16 protein-coding genes, 3 tRNA genes and 1 pseudogene are annotated in these 18,747 nt (G+C 73.6%); 7 read left to right on the top strand and 13 right to left on the bottom strand.

Annotated features, from left to right (window positions below):
- Positions 1-99 precede the first annotated feature (99 nt).
- Both ACIA8O_RS17175 and ACIA8O_RS17170 read right to left on the bottom strand, forming a co-directional pair.
- Positions 100-1,059, bottom strand: coding sequence for a sigma-70 family RNA polymerase sigma factor (locus tag ACIA8O_RS17175; protein ID WP_396294651.1), 960 nt, complete (start codon positions 1,057-1,059; stop codon positions 100-102).
- A gap of 22 nt (positions 1,060-1,081) precedes the next feature.
- Complete coding sequence (locus ACIA8O_RS17170; RefSeq protein ID WP_396294650.1) at positions 1,082-2,305, bottom strand: NAD(P)/FAD-dependent oxidoreductase; 1,224 nt, start codon at positions 2,303-2,305, stop codon at positions 1,082-1,084.
- Positions 2,306-2,529: 224 nt separating this feature from the next.
- On the opposite strand from ACIA8O_RS17170, the gene ACIA8O_RS17165 reads away from it, so the two are divergent.
- Together ACIA8O_RS17165 and ACIA8O_RS17160 are read left to right on the top strand one after the other, a co-directional pair.
- Positions 2,530-3,594 carry a methyltransferase gene (locus ACIA8O_RS17165; protein WP_396294648.1) on the top strand — a complete coding sequence of 355 codons (1,065 nt, stop codon included), beginning with the start codon at positions 2,530-2,532 and terminating at the stop codon, positions 3,592-3,594.
- Between the two features lie 122 nt (positions 3,595-3,716).
- Positions 3,717-4,247, top strand: coding sequence for a hypothetical protein (locus ACIA8O_RS17160; RefSeq protein ID WP_396294647.1), 531 nt, complete (start codon positions 3,717-3,719; stop codon positions 4,245-4,247).
- A 41-nt stretch (positions 4,248-4,288) separates the two neighbouring features.
- Here ACIA8O_RS17160 and ACIA8O_RS17155 read toward each other — a convergent pair.
- From ACIA8O_RS17155 to ACIA8O_RS17135, 5 genes are all read right to left on the bottom strand, one after another.
- A tRNA-Tyr gene (locus tag ACIA8O_RS17155) sits at positions 4,289-4,370 on the bottom strand.
- A gap of 17 nt (positions 4,371-4,387) precedes the next feature.
- Positions 4,388-4,479: transfer RNA gene (locus ACIA8O_RS17150), tRNA-Ser, on the bottom strand.
- Positions 4,480-4,499: 20 nt separating this feature from the next.
- Positions 4,500-4,572 (bottom strand) — tRNA-Gln (locus ACIA8O_RS17145).
- A gap of 355 nt (positions 4,573-4,927) precedes the next feature.
- Positions 4,928-6,508, bottom strand: a complete 1,581-nt coding sequence (locus tag ACIA8O_RS17140; protein WP_396294645.1) for a matrixin family metalloprotease — start codon at positions 6,506-6,508, stop codon at positions 4,928-4,930.
- A 27-nt stretch (positions 6,509-6,535) separates the two neighbouring features.
- Positions 6,536-6,988 carry a hypothetical protein gene (locus tag ACIA8O_RS17135; protein ID WP_396294644.1) on the bottom strand — a complete coding sequence of 151 codons (453 nt, stop codon included), beginning with the start codon at positions 6,986-6,988 and terminating at the stop codon, positions 6,536-6,538.
- Positions 6,989-7,333: 345 nt separating this feature from the next.
- Between ACIA8O_RS17135 and ACIA8O_RS17130 the strand changes: the two genes are divergently transcribed.
- Entirely contained in the window at positions 7,334-7,744 is a 411-nt protein-coding gene (locus ACIA8O_RS17130; protein WP_396294643.1) for a VOC family protein, read from the top strand.
- On the opposite strand, the gene ACIA8O_RS17125 is transcribed toward ACIA8O_RS17130, so the two are convergent.
- From ACIA8O_RS17125 to ACIA8O_RS17115, 3 genes are all read right to left on the bottom strand, one after another.
- Positions 7,741-9,171, bottom strand: a complete 1,431-nt coding sequence (locus ACIA8O_RS17125; protein ID WP_396294642.1) for a glycosyltransferase — start codon at positions 9,169-9,171, stop codon at positions 7,741-7,743. The two genes, ACIA8O_RS17130 and ACIA8O_RS17125, sit on opposite strands and share 4 nt — an antisense overlap.
- A gap of 140 nt (positions 9,172-9,311) precedes the next feature.
- Entirely contained in the window at positions 9,312-9,998 is a 687-nt protein-coding gene (locus tag ACIA8O_RS17120; protein ID WP_396294641.1) for a phosphonatase-like hydrolase, read from the bottom strand.
- A 3-nt stretch (positions 9,999-10,001) separates the two neighbouring features.
- Positions 10,002-10,781, bottom strand: a complete 780-nt coding sequence (locus tag ACIA8O_RS17115; protein WP_396294640.1) for a GntR family transcriptional regulator — start codon at positions 10,779-10,781, stop codon at positions 10,002-10,004.
- Between the two features lie 152 nt (positions 10,782-10,933).
- Here ACIA8O_RS17115 and ACIA8O_RS17110 point away from each other — a divergent pair, with 152 nt between their 5' ends.
- Positions 10,934-12,070 (top strand): TIGR03364 family FAD-dependent oxidoreductase, encoded by a 1,137-nt coding sequence (locus ACIA8O_RS17110; RefSeq protein ID WP_396294639.1) that lies wholly within the window; start codon positions 10,934-10,936, stop codon positions 12,068-12,070.
- A 307-nt stretch (positions 12,071-12,377) separates the two neighbouring features.
- On the opposite strand, the gene ACIA8O_RS17105 is transcribed toward ACIA8O_RS17110, so the two are convergent.
- Entirely contained in the window at positions 12,378-13,232 is an 855-nt protein-coding gene (locus ACIA8O_RS17105) for a LysR family transcriptional regulator (protein WP_396294637.1), read from the bottom strand.
- 153 nt (positions 13,233-13,385) lie between these two features.
- On the opposite strand from ACIA8O_RS17105, the pseudogene ACIA8O_RS17100 reads away from it, so the two are divergent.
- The 3 genes and pseudogenes from ACIA8O_RS17100 to ACIA8O_RS17090 form a co-directional block, all read left to right on the top strand.
- Positions 13,386-13,814, top strand: a pseudogene (locus tag ACIA8O_RS17100) (MBL fold metallo-hydrolase); the annotation flags it as partial.
- A gap of 70 nt (positions 13,815-13,884) precedes the next feature.
- Entirely contained in the window at positions 13,885-14,718 is an 834-nt protein-coding gene (locus tag ACIA8O_RS17095) for a MerR family transcriptional regulator (protein ID WP_396294635.1), read from the top strand.
- Positions 14,715-15,704, top strand: a complete 990-nt coding sequence (locus tag ACIA8O_RS17090; protein ID WP_396294830.1) for a BtrH N-terminal domain-containing protein — start codon at positions 14,715-14,717, stop codon at positions 15,702-15,704. Before ACIA8O_RS17095 ends, ACIA8O_RS17090 begins: the two co-directional genes overlap by 4 nt.
- A 22-nt stretch (positions 15,705-15,726) precedes the next feature.
- On the opposite strand, the gene ACIA8O_RS17085 is transcribed toward ACIA8O_RS17090, so the two are convergent.
- Both ACIA8O_RS17085 and ACIA8O_RS17080 read right to left on the bottom strand, forming a co-directional pair.
- Positions 15,727-17,595 carry an NAD-binding protein gene (locus ACIA8O_RS17085; protein ID WP_396294634.1) on the bottom strand — a complete coding sequence of 623 codons (1,869 nt, stop codon included), beginning with the start codon at positions 17,593-17,595 and terminating at the stop codon, positions 15,727-15,729.
- 147 nt (positions 17,596-17,742) lie between these two features.
- Positions 17,743-18,666 (bottom strand): LysR family transcriptional regulator, encoded by a 924-nt coding sequence (locus ACIA8O_RS17080; RefSeq protein WP_396294633.1) that lies wholly within the window; start codon positions 18,664-18,666, stop codon positions 17,743-17,745.
- Positions 18,667-18,747 lie beyond the last annotated feature (81 nt).

Genomic DNA, 18,747 nt, shown 5'->3' with positions numbered 1-18,747 from the left:
CGCCCCCGGCGGTCCCGGGGCAGCCATGACCGGCCGTCAGCACACCGTAAGATCCGGCCCGTTCCGTCCGGGCGGAGGTCCGACGGCAGCGGGGCCGGGTCACCACCGGGCGATGAGCGGGGTGTCCGGTCTGTGCTGCTGCCACTTCTCGTTGAGGCGGGTGAGGCGGGCGGGGGCGCCGATGCCGCGCACCGTCGTGATCCGGCCGTCCGCGACGTCGAAGGTCACGGCACCGATGACCCGGCCGTCGACCACGAAGAGGAGGGCGGGCGCCCCGTTGACGGGTGCGTAGTGGACGGCGGGCGTGCCGCCGGCGAGCCGTCGCTTCGCGGGGGTGGGACGGAAACCGGCCCGTGCGAGGGCGGCGACGCGCTGCGGGGTGTCGTACCGCAGCAGCGTCTTGGCCAGGCCGGCGGCGTTGGAGTCGGAGACCGCGGTCGCGTCGTCGGTGAGCAGCGCCACCAGGCGTTCGGTGCGGCCGGAGGAGGCGGCCGCGAAGAACTCCTCGACGACCCTGCGGGCGGACGCCGGGTCGGCCTCGCCGCCGCCGCGGCGTGCGGTGGTGATGTGGCGCCGGCCCCGGTGGAGGTGCTGCTGGCTCGCGGACTCGGTGATGTCGAGGATCCCGGCGATCTCGGCGTGGCCGTAGGAGAACGCCTCGCGCAGGACGTAGACCGCCCGCTCCAGGGGGGAGAGGCGTTCCATGAGGGTGAGTACGGCCAGGGAGACCGATTCGCGCTGCTCGAACGTGTCCGCCGGGCCGAGCATCGGGTCGCCGTCCAGGAGCGGTTCGGGCAGCCAGGCCCCGACGGTGCGCTCGCGGCGGACCCGGGCCGAGCGCAGCCGGTCGAGGCACAGGTTGGTGACGACCTTGGCCAGCCAGGCCTCCGGCACCTCGATCCGCTGCCGGTCGGCGGCCTGCCAGTGCAGGAACGCGTCCTGCACGGCGTCCTGGGCGTCGGCGGCGGAGCCCAGCAGGCGGTACGCCAGCGAGGCCAGCCGGTTGCGGCTGGCCTCGAACCGGTTGGTGTCGAAGCCGTCGGTGGCGGTGCTGTCCACGAGGGTCACCCTAGTGAGGTGGCTACCCGACCGTCCCCCGCGGGTGGAGGGTCTCCGTCCGGGGCGCCTCCTGCGGCGGGGCGGCCAGGCGGTGCCTGCGCCGGGGCAGGCCGAAGGTCGGGTGCGAGGTGGTCCACAGCGACAGCCCGACGATGCCCGCCTTGATCCGGGCGGCCTTGCGGCCGCCCAGGTACTTCGGCTTCGCCCGCGCCTGCTGGTCGACCATCTGCAGGATCCCGTCCCGCCGCCCGAGGCTGATGTGGTTGCCCAGGTACTCCAGCTTGGTGCGCGCGATCTCACGACCGGTCAGGTGCCCCACGATCGCGGCCGTGGCCTGCATGCCGGTATAGCCGGCCGTGGCGCAGGACATCGGCAGCGGCAGGCCGTTGTCGCCGATGGCGCGGGCGCTGTCGCCGACCGCGTAGACGTCCGGGTGCGAGAGCGAACGCATGGTGCGGTCGACGACGATCCGGCCGTCCTCGTCGACCTCCAGCCCGCCGGCCGTGGCGAGGGGGCCGACCGCGAACCCGGCCGTCCACACGGTCGCGTCGGCGGCCAGGGCGGAGCCGTCGGCGCACAGCACCCGCGTCGCCTCGACCGCCTCGACGCCGGTGTGCTCCAGGACGGTGATGCCGAGCCGGTCGCAGGCCCGGCGCAGGTGGCCGCGGGCTCCGGTGGAGAGCGGGGCGCCCAGCTCGCCGCGGGCGAGCAGCGTCACCGACAGGCCGGGCCGGGATTCGGCGATCTCGGTGGCGGTCTCGATGCCGGTCAGCCCGTCGCCGACGACCAGGACGGTCCTTCCATCGCCGCGCTCCTCCAGGCGGTCCAGGTGCTCGCGCAGGCGCAGCGCCGCCGGGCGGCTGGTGACGTGGAAGGCGTGCTCGGCCACGCCCGGGACGCCCCGGTCGGCGGCGTGGCTGCCGAGCGCGTAGACGAGCGTGTCGTAGCCGAACTCGCCGCTGCCGCCGTCGGCGTCGGCCACCGCGACGGCCCGGCGCCCGGGGTCGACCGCGGTGACCCGGGCCAGGCGCAGCCGCACCCCGGTGCCCGCGAAGACGTCGGCGAGCTGCGGGGCCTCGATCTCCTGGCCGGCAGCGAGCTGGTGCAGCCGCAGCCGCTGGACGAAGGCCGGCTCGGCGTTGACCACGGTGATCTCGGCGTCCGCCGGGGGCAGGCGGCGGGCCAGGGTCCCGGCCACGTAGGCCCCGGCATACCCGGCGCCCAGAACGACGATGCGGTGCTTCACGGTCTGCTCCTGTCGGTTCGCTTGGCTCTCGGGTACTTGAGCGGGGCAGCGGCCCGATTGCTGACAGGAGCCGTGTGTGATGTGGGCCACACGGCCGTGGTGTACGGGTCGCCTCCGTCGGGCGCCTCGGTGGACGGCGCCCCGCGCGCTTCGAACCGGCCGTCCCTGGGCACCTCTCCTCGCGGAGACGGACGCACACGCACCGTCGTGAACGAGGAGAGCGCATGAACCAGCCCGCGCACCAGCCCGAGCACCAGCCCGAGCACCAGTCCGAGCGCCAGGACGAAGCCCTCCGCCGGTCGTCCGCCTTCCTCGTCGACGAGGCCCTCGGATTCCTGTTCCCCGCCGCCCTGCGCGCCGCCGCCGACGTCGGTGTGGCCGACCACCTCGCGGGCGGCCCGCGCACCCCCGCCGAGCTCGCCGCGGCGACCGGGACGGACGCCGGCAACCTCCACCGGGTGCTGCGACTGCTCGCCACCCGGGGCGTGGTGACGGAGGGTCAGGACGGGCGGTTCGGGCTGACGGAGGCGGGGCAGGCGTTGCGCAGTGACGTGCCGTACTCCGCACGGGCCGCCGTCCGGATGCTCACCGACCACACCATGTGGCGGCCCGCGGGGGAGCTCTCGCGCTGTCTGACCGAGGGCGGCACGGCCTTCGAGGGCATCTTCGGCATGCCGTTCTTCGACCACTTCGCCAAGGACGAGCGCACCGCCGCCGTCTTCCACGTGGGGATGGCGGCCATGTCGGACGCGGAGAACGCCCCGATCGCCGCCGCCTGCGACCTCCCCGACGTCGGTACGGTCGTGGACATCGGCGGCGGCCACGGCGGACTGCTGATCGAGGCCCTCCGCCGCCACCCGCGCCTGCAGGGCGTCCTCTACGACCAGCCACACGTCCTGGCCGGCCACCGGCTCACCGACGCCGACGGGATCGAAGGCCGCTGGACCCTCGCCGAGGGCGACTTCTTCGCGGCCGTCCCGCCCGGTGACGTCCACCTGCTCAAGCGGATCACCCACGACTGGGACGACGACCAGTGCGTGACCCTCCTCGAACACTGCCGCCGCGCCCTGCACCCCGGCGGCCGCGTCCTGGTCCTGGACGCCGTCGTCCCCGAGGGCAACGCCCCGCACCAGTCCAAGACGCTCGACCTGATGATGATGGCCTCCCTCGTCGGCCGCGAACGCACCGCCGCCGACTTCGCCACCCTCCTCACCGGCGCCGGCCTCCGGCTCTCCCGCATCATCCCCACCTCCACCGTCCTCTCGGTGGTCGAGGCGGTCGCGGCCTGACGGGTCCTCACGGGGCCTCACGGGGCCTGGCACGGCCCACGGTGGCTTGCGCGGGGATCCCGCGCCGCAGGAGTGTGTCCGGGGCGGATCGCGACAGGGCGGGGGAGCAGAAGGTGTGCAGCATGGGTCTGGCCGCCAAGGAAGCGGCGATCGCCCGCTTCGTCGAGGAGCACCCACGGGCGGCCGATGCCGGCCGTGGGCACCCGGCCCTCCGCGGCTGTGAGGACGTTCGGTGGTCGGAGTACCCCGAGTGCCCGGCCGCGATTCCGGTGCTGCTGCACGCCCTTCTCGATCCGGGCGCCGCACCCGAGGCCAGGCGGGTGCTCACCAACTCCGTTCTCAACAGCGTCAGGGAGATGAACGCCGCCATGCCGGCGGTGCTGCCCTTCCTGCTGCGCCTGGCAGGCGACCCGCACGTTCCCGCGAGGGAGGACTTGCTACGGCTCGTGGTCGCGGCCGCAGGGTTCTCGAAGCCGGTCGACGCCGGGAACGAGGGCATGGTGCAGTGGTTCGGCAGCGACGAGGATCATCCCGAACGTGCGCAGTGCAGGGCGGTCTTCGCGGAGCACGCGCGTGTGGTGGCGGTGCTGGCGGAGCAACTGGACGGCCCCCACTACCGGTTGGAGCTCCGGCAGGCCGCCGGGCTGCTGTGAGGTGCCGGCTGGGGTGTCCGCGCTCGTCGCGGTCCGGGCGGTGGTGGGCGAGGCCGGAGTCGAACCGGCACAGCGATGCGGGGGCTTTACAGGCCCTTGGGCTCTCCAGTGCCCAGCTCGCCCTTGTTCGGTGAAGGGAGCGGAGGAGGTGGGGGTCGAACCCACACGGGTGCTCACGCACCCCAACGGTTTTCAAGACCGCGGCCGGCGCCACCTGTCGGCTGGCTCCTCCGTGAACTGCCTTGTGCTGCGCTGCCGGACGAGGATTCGAACCTCGAACTTCCTGATCCAGAGTCAGGCGTGCTGCCAGTTGCACCATCCGGCACTGCGGGGCGGCGGTGAACGCGAAGGCCGCCCGGAAGGGGTGGTCGTTCCCCTCGGGCGGCCCGGCACGTGACGGTGCCGGTCTACCGCGTGGAGGGATACCCCTGGCTCTGCTGTGAGCCCGAAGAACGCTGATACGACTGGCCGTTGCTCATGACGTGCGTTCCTCTCCGTGGCGGTGGTGCCGGGCTGATGTGCCTACTCTGCGGCAGGCCGGCCGGTCGGGGCAACCGAGTTTCGCCAGGGTGCTGTGCAGGTTCACCAGCTTCGCCCGCGTCCTCGCCGCTCGTTCACGCCGGAGTTCAAGCCCGGTTCCGAGCGTCGCTCGGCACGGCCGAGCTCGGGCGGTGGCCCGCTCAAAGGCGGGACCACCACATGCTGTTGTCTTCTTCGATTCCCTTCCACACCATGTGCAGGGTCCCGTCCACCTCGCCCACGGCGGGGCCCCGGGAGGTGCCTACCGAACCCATGTTGATCTGGCCGGTGAACGCGGTTCCGTCGAAGAAGGAGAAGTAGATGCCCTGGTCGTCCTCCGCGCCTTTCCAGGCGACCGCGAGCCGCGCTCCGTCGACCGCGACCGACGGCCCTGCGCTGGTGCCGACCTGCACAGTTCTGTTCCCGCTGGCCAGCGCCACCGTGTACACGAGATTGCGCTGGTCCCGCCAGTCCTGTTCCCCGTCACCGATCGACGAGAAGTAGATTCGCGGGTCGTCGTCGATGCCCTTCCAGAACATGAAGAGCCGCCCTTGGAACTCGGCGAGCGCCGGCGAATCCGAGGTGCCGACGCCGTTCACGTTGCGCTGCGGCGCCCAGACACCGGACCGGAAGTGGGAGAACCAGATGGAACTGTCGCCGCGGACCCCTTTCCAGGCCAGGTACGGAATCCCGCTGAACAGGGCGAGAGTGGGGCGATGGCTCGATCCTGCGCCCCTGACGTCGTCGGGCTGGGACCAGCCGGTGCCCACGTCGATGGATGTGTGGAGGCCCTGGTCGTCCCCGCTTCCCTTCCAAGCCATGATCAGCCCGGTGGAAGTTCCGTCCCCCTTCGGGAACCCGGCGAGCGCCGGGCTGTGCGAGGACCTGAAGCCCTGCCGGATTCCCGCCTGCGGCGTCCACCCACCGGCCTCCAGGTGCGATGCGTAGAGGGTGGAGTCGTCGCGGCTGCCTTTCCACGCCATGTGCAGGGTATTCGTCACCCAGTCCAGTCCCACCGATCTGGTGGCGGTCAGCGCGGGGCGGTCGGAGGTGGCCCGGTCGCCGATCGAGACCTGGGGCGACCAGCCGTACAGGCTGCGGACCGCGTCGATGCTCTCCGCGTCCACGAGCGAAGTGTTGCGGTCGATGGGGAACATCAACGAGGAGGGGTCGTCCGAGTGCGCCAGACCCAGGACATGCCCGATCTCGTGGAGGGCGACATTGAACAGGGAGCTTTCCGTCCAGGTTTCGACGAGATCGAAGTGAAGCTTCCCGCGCGGCGGGAACTCCGCCGAGGCCAGCGTGCCGCCGACGGTGCCGAAGTGGGGATTGGCGAGCAGCGTTTCGAAGGCTGCGTGGATGTCACCACCCGTCGGCGTCGGCGTGAACGTGAAGAGGCCGCCGACTGCGGACTGCCAGGTGCTGAACGCGGAGGAGATCGTGGAGATGACTGTCGCGGGAGGGAGTGTCTGGCCCATGGGGCCGATCATTCTCGCGAAGGTCGGGTCGATCGAGAAGGAGAGTGCGCGTTCGGGCCAGCGGCCCCACGGCGACCCGAAGGTTTGGATCTTGGTGTCCGAATCCATGGCGTCCGGGACGCCGCACCTGCCGTACACGGATTCGAAGCCGGCCTGCTCGCCGAGCGCCCTGAGGGACGCGACGCCGTTCGCCTCGCACAGGGTGCGCAGGCTCAGTGGGACCTCCGGATGTCCGATCCTGGAAGCGATCTGTCGTAACTGCATGATCTTTCCTTGCTCTTGCCGGTGAGCCTAGGCGGAACCCTCGACGGGTTCACCGAGTGGGATCTTCGACCAGATGGCCACGTGCCCGTCCGGCGTCGATCTCCTGCCGACGCACAGCCACAGCGTCGTTCCTTCGTCTCGGTGCGCGTGGCCGGGCCGAATCGACATGAGACTGACGGCCAGCAGGTCGCCGCTCCGGCCTTCCCTGGGCAGCGAGGGGTCACCGGCGCCGAGTTGGGTTTCGACCCGGAGATTGATGCGTGCATCGTGGATGGTCACGCCGCCGGGGTAGTCCCTGGAGAAATTGATGGTGAGCCCATCGTTCTCGCCGTGTACGAGTGCGCGACGAAACGGCCCACCCTCCTGCGTCCGGTAGGCCTTCTGTTCGAGAATCAGGTCTGATGCCTGCGCATTGACGACGGCTGCTTCGATCGTCACCCAGCCATCCTTGTCCTTGTCCAGGAAGACGTCGCTGGTCACTTGGCCACCCGCTCTCCGCTTGCGATGCGACTGGGGTCCGTGCACGTGAACGGTGCACGGTGCTCCGCCCAGTCTGCGACCGCGACGCGGAGGCGGCACTCCGGCCCGGAGGGCCACGAGTTACCCGACTCGGACCAACTCGATGCGGCTGAGCTCGTGCCGAGGTGCGGGTCGTCGGAGGACTCGCCGCAGGCGGGCGGTGAGGCTGCGGATCGACCAGATCCAGAGTCAGGCGTGCTGCCGGTTGCACCATCCGGCACTGCGGGGCGGCGAAACGCGAAGGCCGCCCGGAGGGGGTGGTCGTTCCCCTCGGGCGGCCCGGCGGGTCTGTGGCAAGATCACGGAATGCTTCGACTCACGGACTTCATCATCGACTGCCCGGACACGATGGCGCTGGCGGCCTTCTACTCCGAGGTGGTGGGGCTCCCGGTCAAGGAGGACAGCAACGAGCACTGGGCCGGTATCCGGTTCGGCGAGATCGAGCTGGCCTTCATCCAGGTCGAGGACTACCGCGCCCCGCAGTGGCCCGACAGCGAGCACCCCAAGCAGTTCCACCTCGACTTCGAGGTGGACGACATGGAGGGTGAACAGCGCCGCGTCCTGGCCCTCGGCGCGACCCTGCAGCGGGACTGCGTCGGCTCCGACGGATACGGCTTCCGCGTCTACACCGACCCCATCGGCCACCCGTTCTGCCTCTGCCGCAACAAGGGCGTCGTCTGGGTCGACGGGAGCCCCACCTGGCCCGGGCGCGGCTAGGCGTCGGTGCCGTGCGGGGTCTTCTCCCAGCTGAACGGTGACACCGCGAGTTGGTGGAGGGCCCGCCAGGCGGCGACCGACCAGAGCACCGAGTAGACCGGGACGAACACCGCCTGCCAGGGGCCCGCCAGGCCGGCCCGCCTGGCGGAGGCGTAGGTGATGCCGATCCAGGAGGCGACCGAGAGCGCCTGGGCGGCCAGGACCGGGACCACCGACCCGGGGTCGTTCGCCAGGGCGAGGAGGGTGAGGGCGGAGGCGACCGGTTGGAGTGCCGAGGTGAGCGGGGCGCTCGCGACGACGCCGAGTAGGGAGAGCAGTCCGGAGACCCGGAACCGGTGTGCGGTCCGGTGCGGGTGCCGGGTGTGCACCACCGCCGTCAGCAGGAAGCCCTTGAACCACCGGGTCCGCTGGCGCATCCACGGGCCGAGCCGGCCGATGGCCTCCTCCCGGGTGACGGCGTCGATCGTCTCGACCCGCTTGCCGAGTGCCGCGCACCGCATGCCGAGGTCGGCGTCCTCGGTGACGTTCCAGGCGTCCCAGCCGCCGAGTTGACGGAGGGCGGTGGTGCGGAAGTGGTTGCTGGTGCCGCCGAGCGGGATCGGCATCCCGAGCCGCACCATGCCGGGCAGGACGAACGTGAAGCGCAGCGCGTACTCCAGTGCGGACTGCCCGGTCAGCCAGTTGACCTCCGCGTTCCGGAACAGCAACTGCGCCTGTACGCAGGCCAGTCGCTCGTCCCGCGCGGCGAACCGGGCCGCCACGCGCCGCAGTTGGTCCGGCTCCGGCCGGTCCTCGGCGTCGAAGATCACCAGTAGCTCGCCGCGGGCCAGCATCAGGCCGAGGTTCACCGACCGCGGCTTCGTCTGCGGCGGACCGGACGGCAGGTGGACGGTGCGGACGAACGGCGGCGGGTCGGCGGCCAGGACCGCCCGCAGGGTGTCCGGGTCGTGCCGCTCCAGTAGGACCAGTACCTCCAGGCGGTCCGGCGGGTAGTCCAACGCGCCCATCTGCCGCACGAGTTCACCGATCACCGCCGCCTCCCGGTAGGCGGGGACCAGGACGGTGTAGGACGGGAGCTCCTCGTCCGCCAGTGGACGGTCGGGGGTGGAGCCGACGTGTCGCATCCCGGCCACCGCGATCACGGCGTGCAGCAGGCTGTACGCCGTGGACAGCGCCGTGAGCACCAGTAAGGTGGCCGTCGGCGCGACCACCACCGCGGACAGCCCGCCGAGGCCGGCCACCGCCGCCGCCCACAGCTGCCAGCGTGCGAACCCCGACTTGGCCGCCAACTCCGGCTGGGCCTCGGCGAATCCGTTCGCCATCAGCTCGGCCACCTCGGCCGACCGCTCCACCAGGATCCGGTCCTGCTCCGGCGCGTCCGCGCTCCGCAGTGCCTCGACCACGTCCGTGTCGACAATCCCCGCCATGACGCAGCTTCCTGACCCCTCGTCGAATACCGGCCCGACGATTGTCATGGCCGGTCAGGCCGACGGGGTCGGAACGCCCTTCTCGTGATCATGACTTGCGTCACGCCGCACGGCCGGGAACCCGGCGGGCTCGGGCGGGCTCAGGCGGGCCGGGTCTCGGCGAGGGCGGGGATGCCGGCGGCGCTGGGGAGGATGTGGGTGTGGGGGTGGGAGGCGAGGTAGGTCTCGTCGACCTTGCCGGTGAGCACGCCGACCACCACGCCGGCGCCGGAGTTGGTGCCGGCCTGGAGGTCGACGGCGGTGTCGCCGGCGGCGAGGACGGCGCGGACGTCGAGGACGCCGGTCTTCTCCATGGCGCGGTGGATCATGTACGGGGCGGGGCGGCCGCGGCCGACCTCGTTGGAGGTGACCACGGCGTCGAGGTTGCCGCCCTCGCCGGTGGACCAGCCGATGGCGGCGAGCAGCGGGACGGCGACGTCGTCGCTGAATCCGGTGGTGAGGGCGACCTTGATGCCGCGGGAGCGCAGCTCGGCGAGGGCCTGCTCGACGCCGGGGAGGGGCTGCGGCGGGGTGGCGAGGTAGGCCTCCCGGAGGTGCTCGGCGAAGGCCCGGTAGCTCTCCTCGACCAGTTCGGGGGTCGGGGTGCCGCCGCCGAGGCGGACCAGGGCGTCGATGGCCTCGCGCTTGTCGGTGCCCATCCAGGTCTGCAGGTCCTCGTCAGCGACGGCGACGCCGTTGCGCTCCACGGCGGCGCGCAGCGCCCGGTAGACCGCGCCGGCCTCGTCGATGGTGGTGCCGGCCATGTCCAGTACGGCGAGCTCGATCACGTGTCAGTCCTCTTCGGTGCGGTGGTGGGGCGTGGTGGGGTAGCGGCCGGCGGTGGTGCGGCCTTCGATGGTGTTCTCGATGGTGAAGGTGGCCATGGCCGGGAGGTAGCGGTCGTCGCCGTACTCGAGCGGCTCCCCGTCGCTGGAGGAGGTGATCCGGCGGACCCGCAGCAGGGGTTCGCGGGGCCGGACCTCCAGCAGTTCGGCGTCGGCGGTGCCGGCGGCGATGGCGTCGATGGTGTGCCGGGCGCGGTACAGGTCCACGCCGCGGCGGAGCAGTTCGGCGTTGACCGAGCCGGAGTCGGGATCGAAGTCGAACAGGTGCTGCCCGACCTCGCCGACGAAGCTGGAGCGCTCCAGCATCGCGGGGACGCCGTCGAGCAGCCGCAGCCGGACCAGCTCGACCACGAAGTCCGCCTCGGTCAGGCCGAGTCGGGCGGCGGCCGGCTGGGAGGCACGGCGGCGGGAGACCTCGATCGTCCGCTGTCCGGGCTCCCGGCCGATCGACTCGGCCCACTCGGTGAAGGAGAGGAAGGTCGCGAACGGCTGCGAGGGCGCGGTGCGGCGGGCGACCGGCGGGCGGCCCCGGCCGCCGACGAGATTGCCCTCGCGGCGCAGTGCGGCCAGGGCCTGGCGGACCGGGCCCCGGGAGACGCCGAACTCGGCGCACAGCTGGGACTCGCTGGGCACCGGCTCGCCCTCGGGCCAGGCGCCGCTGTTGATCCGGTGCAGGAACTCCACGCTGAGCCGCTGGTGCAGCGGCCCGTCCGAACTTGTCTTCACAACTCGACTATGACACTACGTCGCCGGAATCCCAAGAGGCGGCCCGAGGCTCGATTTCCCAGGTGAACATCTGGTGTCGCCCCGATGAGCAGAAGGAAAGTTGTCTATACAGCCATTGACAGAGGTTCGGGTCGGAGGGAAGGCTGGCCGGCATGAGCACCGCACCTTCTGACCTGGTCGTCGTCGGAGCCGGCATCGTCGGCCTCGCGCACGCCTTCGAGGCCCTCGCCAACGGACTGTCCGTCACCGTCGTCGAACGCGACCGCCGCCCGGTGGGCGCGTCCGTCCGCAACTTCGGACACTGCTGCATCGGTGCCCAGCAGGGCGAGCTGCTCGACATCGCCCGCCTCTCCCGGGGTGGTTGGCTGCGTGCCGCCGCGGCCGCGGGCTTCTGGGCGCGCGAGGCCGGCGCCCTGGTGGTCGCCCGCTCCGAGGCCGAGGCGGCCGTCCTGGAGGAGCTGCACGCCGACCGCGGCGGCGACGCGGTGCGGCTGCGCAGCGCCGCCGAGACCGCCGCGGCGCTGGGCCGCGCGACCACCGGCGACCTGGTCGGCGGGGCCTTCCTCCCCGACGACCTGCGGGTCAACCCGCGCGAGGCCGCGCCGGCGCTGGCCCGCTGGACATCCGAGCAGCCCGGCGCCCGCGTCCTGTGGGGCACCGCCGTCACCGGCGTCGAGCCCGGCACCGTGCACACCAGCCGCGGGCCGGTGCACGGCCGTCAGATCCTGGTCTGCGTCGGCCACGACCTCGACCACCTCTTCCCCGAGGTCGCCGAGCGCCACGAGATCGAACGCTGCCGGCTGAACATGGCCCGGGTGAAGGCCCCCGCCACCTTCCGCACCGACTCCGCCGTGCTGACCGCCACCTCGATGCTGCGCTACGACGCCTTCACCGGGCAGCCCTCGGCCGCCCGGCTGCGCGAGGAAGTCCTGGCCCACAGCCCGGAGTTGGTGGAGATCGGTGCCAACGTCATGTTCACCGGCCTGCCGGACGGCACCATCCTGGCCGGTGACTCGCACCACTACGACGCCACCACGCCGCCGTTCCTGGACGAGCGGGTCTCCCGGCTGCTCCTCGACGCCATCGCCGACGTCCTGGGCGTCGAACACCTGGAGGTCCTCGAACGCTGGCAGGGCGTCTACGCCAGCAGCGGCCGGGGCCCGCTCCTGGTCCGCGACCTCGCCCCCGGCGTGCGGGCCCTCTCGGTCACCTCGGGCGTCGGCATGACCCTCTCCTTCGGCCTCGCGGCCCGCACCTTCGCCGGGACCCTGGAGCCCACCGCCCTCTGACCGGCCGGTTCGGCGGCGCCCGCGTCAACGGGGCGTCAAGAACGGGCGTACGGGCGCAAGGAGCGCGTCAGGGCAGCCGGGCGGGCGGCGGCCCGGGGCCTAGGTTCGACACGGAGGGAGACGGAGCGGTCCGTGGGGGACGCTCCCCCTCCAGATCGGCGGAGCCCCCTCCGCCGGGACACCGGCCACGGCCGGGTGAGGGGAGCAGGCGCGGCGGTCGGCCGGTGGGGCCGTGCGGGGTGAAGGGCCGTCAGTGGGGACGGCCCGGCCGCACGGCACGGTACGGCCCGCCGCCGCGCCTCCGGCCTCACGGCGACCGGTAGGCGGCCGTCGCGATCCGCAGCAGGGAGCGGATCAGCGGGTTCGGGTCGTCCTCGTTCCACGCCAGCACCACCGGGCTCGGCTCCACCTCGGGCAGCGGCACGGCCGCCAGGCCCGGCGGCAGCTCGTGCCCCAGCGGGGCCAGGCCCACCGTGCCGTTCCAGAGCACGGCCTGCCGGCACTCCTGCACGGCCCGCACCACCGGGCCCCGCCGCGGTGCGCCGCCGCTCCAGTACGCCGCCCACCGCGGGTCGGTGCCCTCGGGGAAGCGGAACCAGCGGCGTCCGGCGAGGTCGGCGAGGGTGAGGTGGCCCCGGTGGGCGAGCGGGTCGTCGCCGCGGAGCACCGCCCCGACCGGGTCGGCCCGCAGCCGACGCACCGTCAGACCGGTCTCGTCGAACGGGCCCCGGGTCAGCGCGAGGTCGACCTGCCCGGTGCGCAGGCCGCAGGTGGGGTCGGTCAGATCGGCCTCGCGGATCCGGATCTCGACCTCCGGATGGAGCTCCCGGAAGGCCCCGGCCAGCCGTACGGCGCCCGGGTCGGTGCCGTCGCCGAGCAGTCCGACCGTGACCACGGCGGGGCCGGCGGCCGCCGCCACCCGGGCCCGGGCCGGCTCCGCGCGGCCGAGGAGCCCGCGCGCCTCCGCGAGCAGCACCACGCCCGCCGGGGTCGGGCCGACGCCCCGTGGGGAACGGTCCAGCAGCACCGCGCCGAGCTCCGCCTCCAGCTGCCGGATCGCCCGGCTCAGCGCGGGCTGGCTGATGTGCAGGCGCGCGGCGGCCCGGCCGAAGTGGCGCTCCTCGGCGACCGCGACGAAGTACCGCAGGGTCCGCAGCTCCATGCCGCGACGATACCCGCGGGGGTCGGGGCCGGGACGGGGGTGGCCGCGGAGGTGGCGCACCGCCGGCCCCCGGAAGCGGTGATACCCGTGGCGCATCGCCCGTTCCGGAACGGGTCTTGGACGGCCGCGCCGCCCCGGCGGTGGAATCGGGACATGAACCACGAACCGCTCCCCGACCCGGCCGTCCGGGTGGCCGGCACCCGCGAGATCGCCCCGGACCTGCTGGTCGTCCCGGACGGCGGCGTGCCGCTCGTCCCCAACATCGGCATCGTCGGCGGCACCCGGGCCGTCCTGGTGGTCGACACCGGCCTCGGCCCGGACAACGCCGAACGGGTGCTCGCCCTGGCGGAGGAGGTCGCCCGGGGCCGCCGCCTGTACCTGACCACCACCCACTTCCACCCCGAACACGCCTTCGGCACCGAGGTGTTCGCCGGCCGGGCCACCTACTTGGTGAACCGGGCCCAGGCCGAGGAGCTGCGCACCCGGGGGCCGGGCTACCTGGAGATGTTCCGCGGCCTGGGCCCGGCGGTCGCCCGCCGCCTGGACGGCGTCACCCTGCCGACCCCGGACCGGGTGTACGACGACGGGGACGGGTACCAGCTCGACCTCGGCGGGTGGACCCTCCCATGGGGGGAGGGTCCACGATGGGGGCGTGCACGAGGAACAGCTCACCATCGGGCGCTTCGCCCGCCTGTGCCGCCTGAGCGTCAAACAGCTGCGGCACTACGACGACACCGGCCTGCTGGCACCCGCCCGGGTGGACCCGGCCACCGGCTACCGCTACTACGACCCGGCGCAGGCCCGCGACGCGCTGACCATCGCGCTGCTGCGCGGGATGGACCTGCCGCTGGCCGTGATCGCGCGGGCGCTGGCGGCCGGGCCGGGGCAGCGGGCGGAGATCCTGCGCGCCGAGCGGGACCGGCTGGCCGAGCGGATCAGCCGGGACCGGGCGCGGCTGGGCATGCTGGAACGCCTGGCGGAGGGCGGCCTGCCCGGGTACCAGGTGACGTTCGTCCAGGAGCCGGAGCTGCGGCTGGCGGTGGTCCGGGCCGACTGCGCCCCCGAGCGGATCGGGGAGGCGTTCGGGGAGTGCGTCGGGAGGCTGCTGCCCGCGCTCGCCGGAGCGGGGGTGCCGTGGGAGCCGCCGCTGTGGGGGCTGTACCCGGTGGACCTGGTGGAGCCGATGCGGATCGCGGTCGGCGCGCGCACGGCGGCGGACGTCGGAGGGAGCGGGCTCGATGTCGAGGTGCGCCCCGCCGGGTTCGTCGCCGAGACCGTCCACACCGGGCCGTACGCCCAACTCCCGCTCGCCTACCACGCGTTGTTCGCCGCCGTCCACGAGCGCGGACTGCACCCGGTGGCCCCGGCCCGCGAGGCGTACCTCGTCGGACCGCACGAGGCGTCGCAGGAGGAACTGATGACCCGTCTGGTCGTCCCGGTCCGTGGGCACGAGGAGCAGAGCGAGCAGAGGGAGGAAAAGGCATGAGCACGGTGGTGGAGGTGGAGGCCCGGGGCGGGCAGCACTGCGAGACGACGGCGCTGGGGGTGCTGCTGAGGCACGAGGGGATCGACCTGTCAGAGCCGATGCTGTTCGGCCTCGGGGCCGGGCTGTCCTTCGTCTACTGGGACGGCAAGGCGATGGACTTCCCCTTCCTGGGGGGACGGGTCAAGCCCTTCGAGCTCACCCGCAACCTGGCGGACCGGCTCGGTCTCGACCTCGTGGTCCGGGAGACCGCCTCGGCCGGGAAGGCGTGGGAGAACGTGCGGGCGGCCGTCGAGGGCGGGCGCCCGGTGGGGCTCCAACTCGACAGCCACCACCTGGAGTACTTCACCTCGAAGGCGCACTTCGCCGGTCACGTGGTCGCCCTGTACGGCTACCGGGACGGCCGCGCGCTCCTGGTGGACACCGAGCAGCAGGGCGGCGCGGTCTCCACCAGCCTGACCAGCCTCGCCGAGGCGAGGGCGGCCCGCGGCCCGATGGCGGCCAGGCACCGCTCCTTCACCCTCACCGCCCCGCCGACGGTGCAGGACCCGTACCGGTGGATCGTGCCCGCCGTCACCGCCTGCGCCGAGGCCTTCCTCCACCCGCCGATCGCCAACCTCGGCCACCGCGGCATCGCCAAGTCGGCCGGGCTGGTGCGGGGTTGGCGCGAGCGCGCGGAGGACCCGGAGCGCGACCTGCCGCAGGCCGCCCTGCTGATGGAGCGGGCGGGCACCGGGGGCGCGCTGTTCCGCAACCTCTACCGCGACTTCCTCGCCGAGTGCACCGGCCTGGTCGACAGCGACCACCTCCGCACCGGCCACGCCCTGTACGCGGAGGCGGCCGGGCTGTGGACGGAGGTGGCGGCGCTGGTCGACCGGGCCGGCGCTCCGGATGGCCGGCCGGAGCTTGACCGGGCCGCGCTGCTCCTGGGCGAGTTGGCCCGGATCGAGCGCGAGGCGATGGAGGCGCTGAGCCGGCTGGGGCCCTGAGCGGACCGATGCGATGGTGGGGTCAGGCCGTGGTGCGGCGGTCCGTGGTGAGGAGGCCGAGGCCCTCGCGGGTGGCGGCCACCACGACCCGGTCGCCGGGGGAGAGCAGGTGGGTGGGGGCGGGGTTCCAGAGGAGTTCGGGTTCCGTGGTGTAGGAGTTGGTGAGGTCGGGCCGGCGTTCGGCGGGGTCGGCCAGGTCGATGGCCAGGATGCGCCAGGAGCCCGGGAGTTGGGCCTCGCCGATGGTGCGGTCGGCCAGGTGGGGGTTGTCGGTGACGTCGAGGGCGGCGACCAGCAGGACCTCCCGGCCGATGGCGATGGCGCCGAGGACCTGGCGGCCCATCATGGCGGAGGAGAAGGCGGGCGCGGCGAGGAAGGAGACGCTGCGGCTGCGGGTGTCGGCCTGGGGGTAGGAGTCGCGCAGCGCACGGTAGACGTCGTTGGCGAAGTCGTCGTCGAACAGCCGCAGGACGACCCGGAGCCGGGGGTCGCTCTCGCGGGCGGCCAGCGCCGCCTCCAGGTTGGTGCCGTCCTCGCTGGTGAGGGCGAGCAGGGCCCGGCTGTGGCCGATCCGGGCGGCGTCCAGGACGCCGTCCTGGGTGGCGTCGCCGATCACCACCGGGACGTCGTAGGCGCGGGCCCGGGCCACGCCCCGGGCGGTGGGGTCGCGGTCGACGCAGACCACGGGGATGCCCAACTCCCAGAGCCGGTCCAGGACCCGGCTGCCGATCCGGCCGAGACCGACCAGCACGACGTGGCCGGTCAGGCCGGCCGGCGGGCGGCGCAGGGCGGTGGCGGAGCGGAAGGTGCCGAGGGCGTCCAGGCTGAGTGCGATCAGGAACGGCATCAGCAGCATGCCGCTGACCGCGGAGACCAGTTGCAGCGCCTTGCCGCCGTGGCCGGCCTGCTCGGCCGGGTCGGCGATGCCGAGCACGTCGAGGGTGACCAACCAGGCCGCGTGCAGCGGGGGTTGGCCGGTGAGCTGCCAGTTGAGGCCGGTGAGCACGAGCAGCAGCACGGCCAGCCCGGTCAGGGCCCAGCGCAGCCGGGGGGTGAACAGCTCGGCCAGCCGGAGGCGGTGGAGGCCGGGCAGGCGGCGGGGGCGGGGCGGGGCACTGGGGCCGAGGAGCTCCAGGACGGTGCGCGGTCCGGTGGCCGGGAAGTCCGCGGGGCCGGGAAGCACCACCTGGGGGGAGCGGGCGCCGGGGAGGAGGGGAGCGGCGAGGACCGCGAGTTCGGTGCCCTCCGGGCGGGCGCCGGGGTCGAGTTCGGCGACCCGCAGCAGCCGGCCGTCGACGGGCAGGGCGTGGGTGTGCCCGCCCAGGACGGCGGCGACCAGGGCCGGGGCGGCGGTGGAGGAGGCGGACAGCACGGTGGTGGAGGCCTTGAGCGAGCCCGGGGCCAGACCGGGATCGCGGGCGAGCGCGGCCCGGTCCAGGAGCTGCTCGACCCGGGTGCCCAGCCGCCGGTTGAAGACCCGCACCACCAGCCGCAGATCGGGGTTGAGGCGGCGGGCCCGGAGCGCGGCCTGCAGGTTGGCCTGGTCGTCCTCGGAGGTGAGGGCGAGGGCGGCGGCGCTCCGTACGCCCGCGGCGGCCAGCGCCGCGAGGTCGGTCTCGGCGGCCTCGACGGCGGTGACCCGCAGGTCCGGGTCCGCGGCGAGCGCGGTGATCTGCGGGCCGTGCCCGTGCAGCCTGGAGGTGAGGACCACCACGACCTGCTGCCGGTAGAGCGTGGCGAGTTCGAGGGCCAGGCGGTGCGCGAGCGCGTCGTTCCCGCAGACCACCATGTGCCCGGACGGCTCCGGCGGCTCCTCCGGGACCCGTGGCAGGGGGAGCGGCAGCGGCGGCTGCTCGAACCGGGGCGGCTGGGGTGGGATCACTGTGCTCACCGGGGAAGTCTCGCCGCTCGTGGGGCCTGTGGACGCTCCTGAGGAGGATTGTTGACGACCTGTCACCTGGAGGCCGGCCCTCCGGCCTGTGTGCGGCCGGCGGCCGGACGGCCGGCGGAACCCTGGTGGCGGTCCCCCGGGCGGGGCTCAGGGCAGCAGCAGGCGGCTGCCCGGGGGGAGGGCGCCGGTGCGGGCGGCCTCGGTGAGGTGGGTGAGCAGGGCCGTGCGGAACTCGGCGGCCGCGCGGCTGAGCGGGACCTCGCGGCCGTGGGCGACGGCGATGGTGCGGCCGAGGCCGGGGCGGGCGAAGGGGCTGACGTGCAGGCCGGAGCGGGCGGCGACCATGCCGGGGAGGACCGCGGGGCCGAGGCCGGCCCGGACGGAGGCCAGGACGGCGTCCATCTCGCCGCCCTCGACGGCGTAGACGGGCTCGAAGCCGGCCCGGCGGCAGGCGGCCAGCGTGGTCTCGCGGACGTCGTAGCCCTCGCGGAACATCACCAGCGGCCGGTCGCGCAGGTCCTCGATCCGGGCCCGGCGCCCGGCGGCCGGGGCGGTGGCGGAGACCAGCACCAGTTCCTCGTGCAGCACCTCGGTGACGGCCAGCGCGGCCGGGCCGCCGCCCTCCGGCGGGACCACCAGGGCGAGGTCCAACTCGCCTGCCTCCAGGGCCCGTTCGAGACCGCGCGAGCCGCCCTCCCGGAGCTGGAGGTCGACCCCGGGGTGGGCGGCCCTGAAGGTGCGCAGCACGTCCGGCACCAGGCTGACGCACAGGCTCGGCGGGGCCCCGAAGCGCACCCGGCCGCGCCGCAGCTGGACGGTCTCCTGCACCGCGCGCCGGGCCGACTCGGTGTCCGCCAGGATGCGCCGGGCCAGCGGCAGCAGCGCCTCGCCCGCGTCGGTGAGGGTGGCCCCGGTCCGCGAGCGGTGGAACAGCTCCGCCCCCAACTCCCGCTCCAGGGAACGGATCTGCTGCGAGAGCGAGGGCTGCGCGACCAGCTCCCGCTCGGCGGCCCGGGTGAAGTTGCGGGTCTCGGCGACGGCGGTGAAGTAGCGGAGCTGCTGGAACTGCACCCACCCATCATAGGCACTGCCTATCGTCAGGACCGGAACCATGTCTTGGACGCACCGTGCCGAAGGTCCCTACCGTTTCCG

Source organism: Kitasatospora sp. NPDC051853 (assembly GCF_044452665.1).
Lineage (GTDB): Bacteria > Actinomycetota > Actinomycetes > Streptomycetales > Streptomycetaceae > Kitasatospora.
This window is presented reverse-complemented; position numbering and strand designations above follow the sequence as displayed.

What these genes read in the sequence shown, in the direction of transcription:
- ACIA8O_RS17165 (WP_396294648.1), top strand. Translation starts at nt 2,530, where the DNA reads ATGAACCAGCCCGCGCACCAGCCCGAGCACCAGCCCGAGCACCAGTCC.
- ACIA8O_RS17160 (WP_396294647.1), top strand. Translation starts at nt 3,717, where the DNA reads ATGGGTCTGGCCGCCAAGGAAGCGGCGATCGCCCGCTTCGTCGAGGAG.
- ACIA8O_RS17140 (WP_396294645.1), bottom strand. Translation starts at nt 6,508, where the DNA reads ATGCAGTTACGACAGATCGCTTCCAGGATCGGACATCCGGAGGTCCCA.
- ACIA8O_RS17130 (WP_396294643.1), top strand. Translation starts at nt 7,334, where the DNA reads ATGCTTCGACTCACGGACTTCATCATCGACTGCCCGGACACGATGGCG.
- ACIA8O_RS17125 (WP_396294642.1), bottom strand. Translation starts at nt 9,171, where the DNA reads ATGGCGGGGATTGTCGACACGGACGTGGTCGAGGCACTGCGGAGCGCG.
- ACIA8O_RS17110 (WP_396294639.1), top strand. Translation starts at nt 10,934, where the DNA reads ATGAGCACCGCACCTTCTGACCTGGTCGTCGTCGGAGCCGGCATCGTC.
- ACIA8O_RS17105 (WP_396294637.1), bottom strand. Translation starts at nt 13,232, where the DNA reads ATGGAGCTGCGGACCCTGCGGTACTTCGTCGCGGTCGCCGAGGAGCGC.
- ACIA8O_RS17090 (WP_396294830.1), top strand. Translation starts at nt 14,715, where the DNA reads ATGAGCACGGTGGTGGAGGTGGAGGCCCGGGGCGGGCAGCACTGCGAG.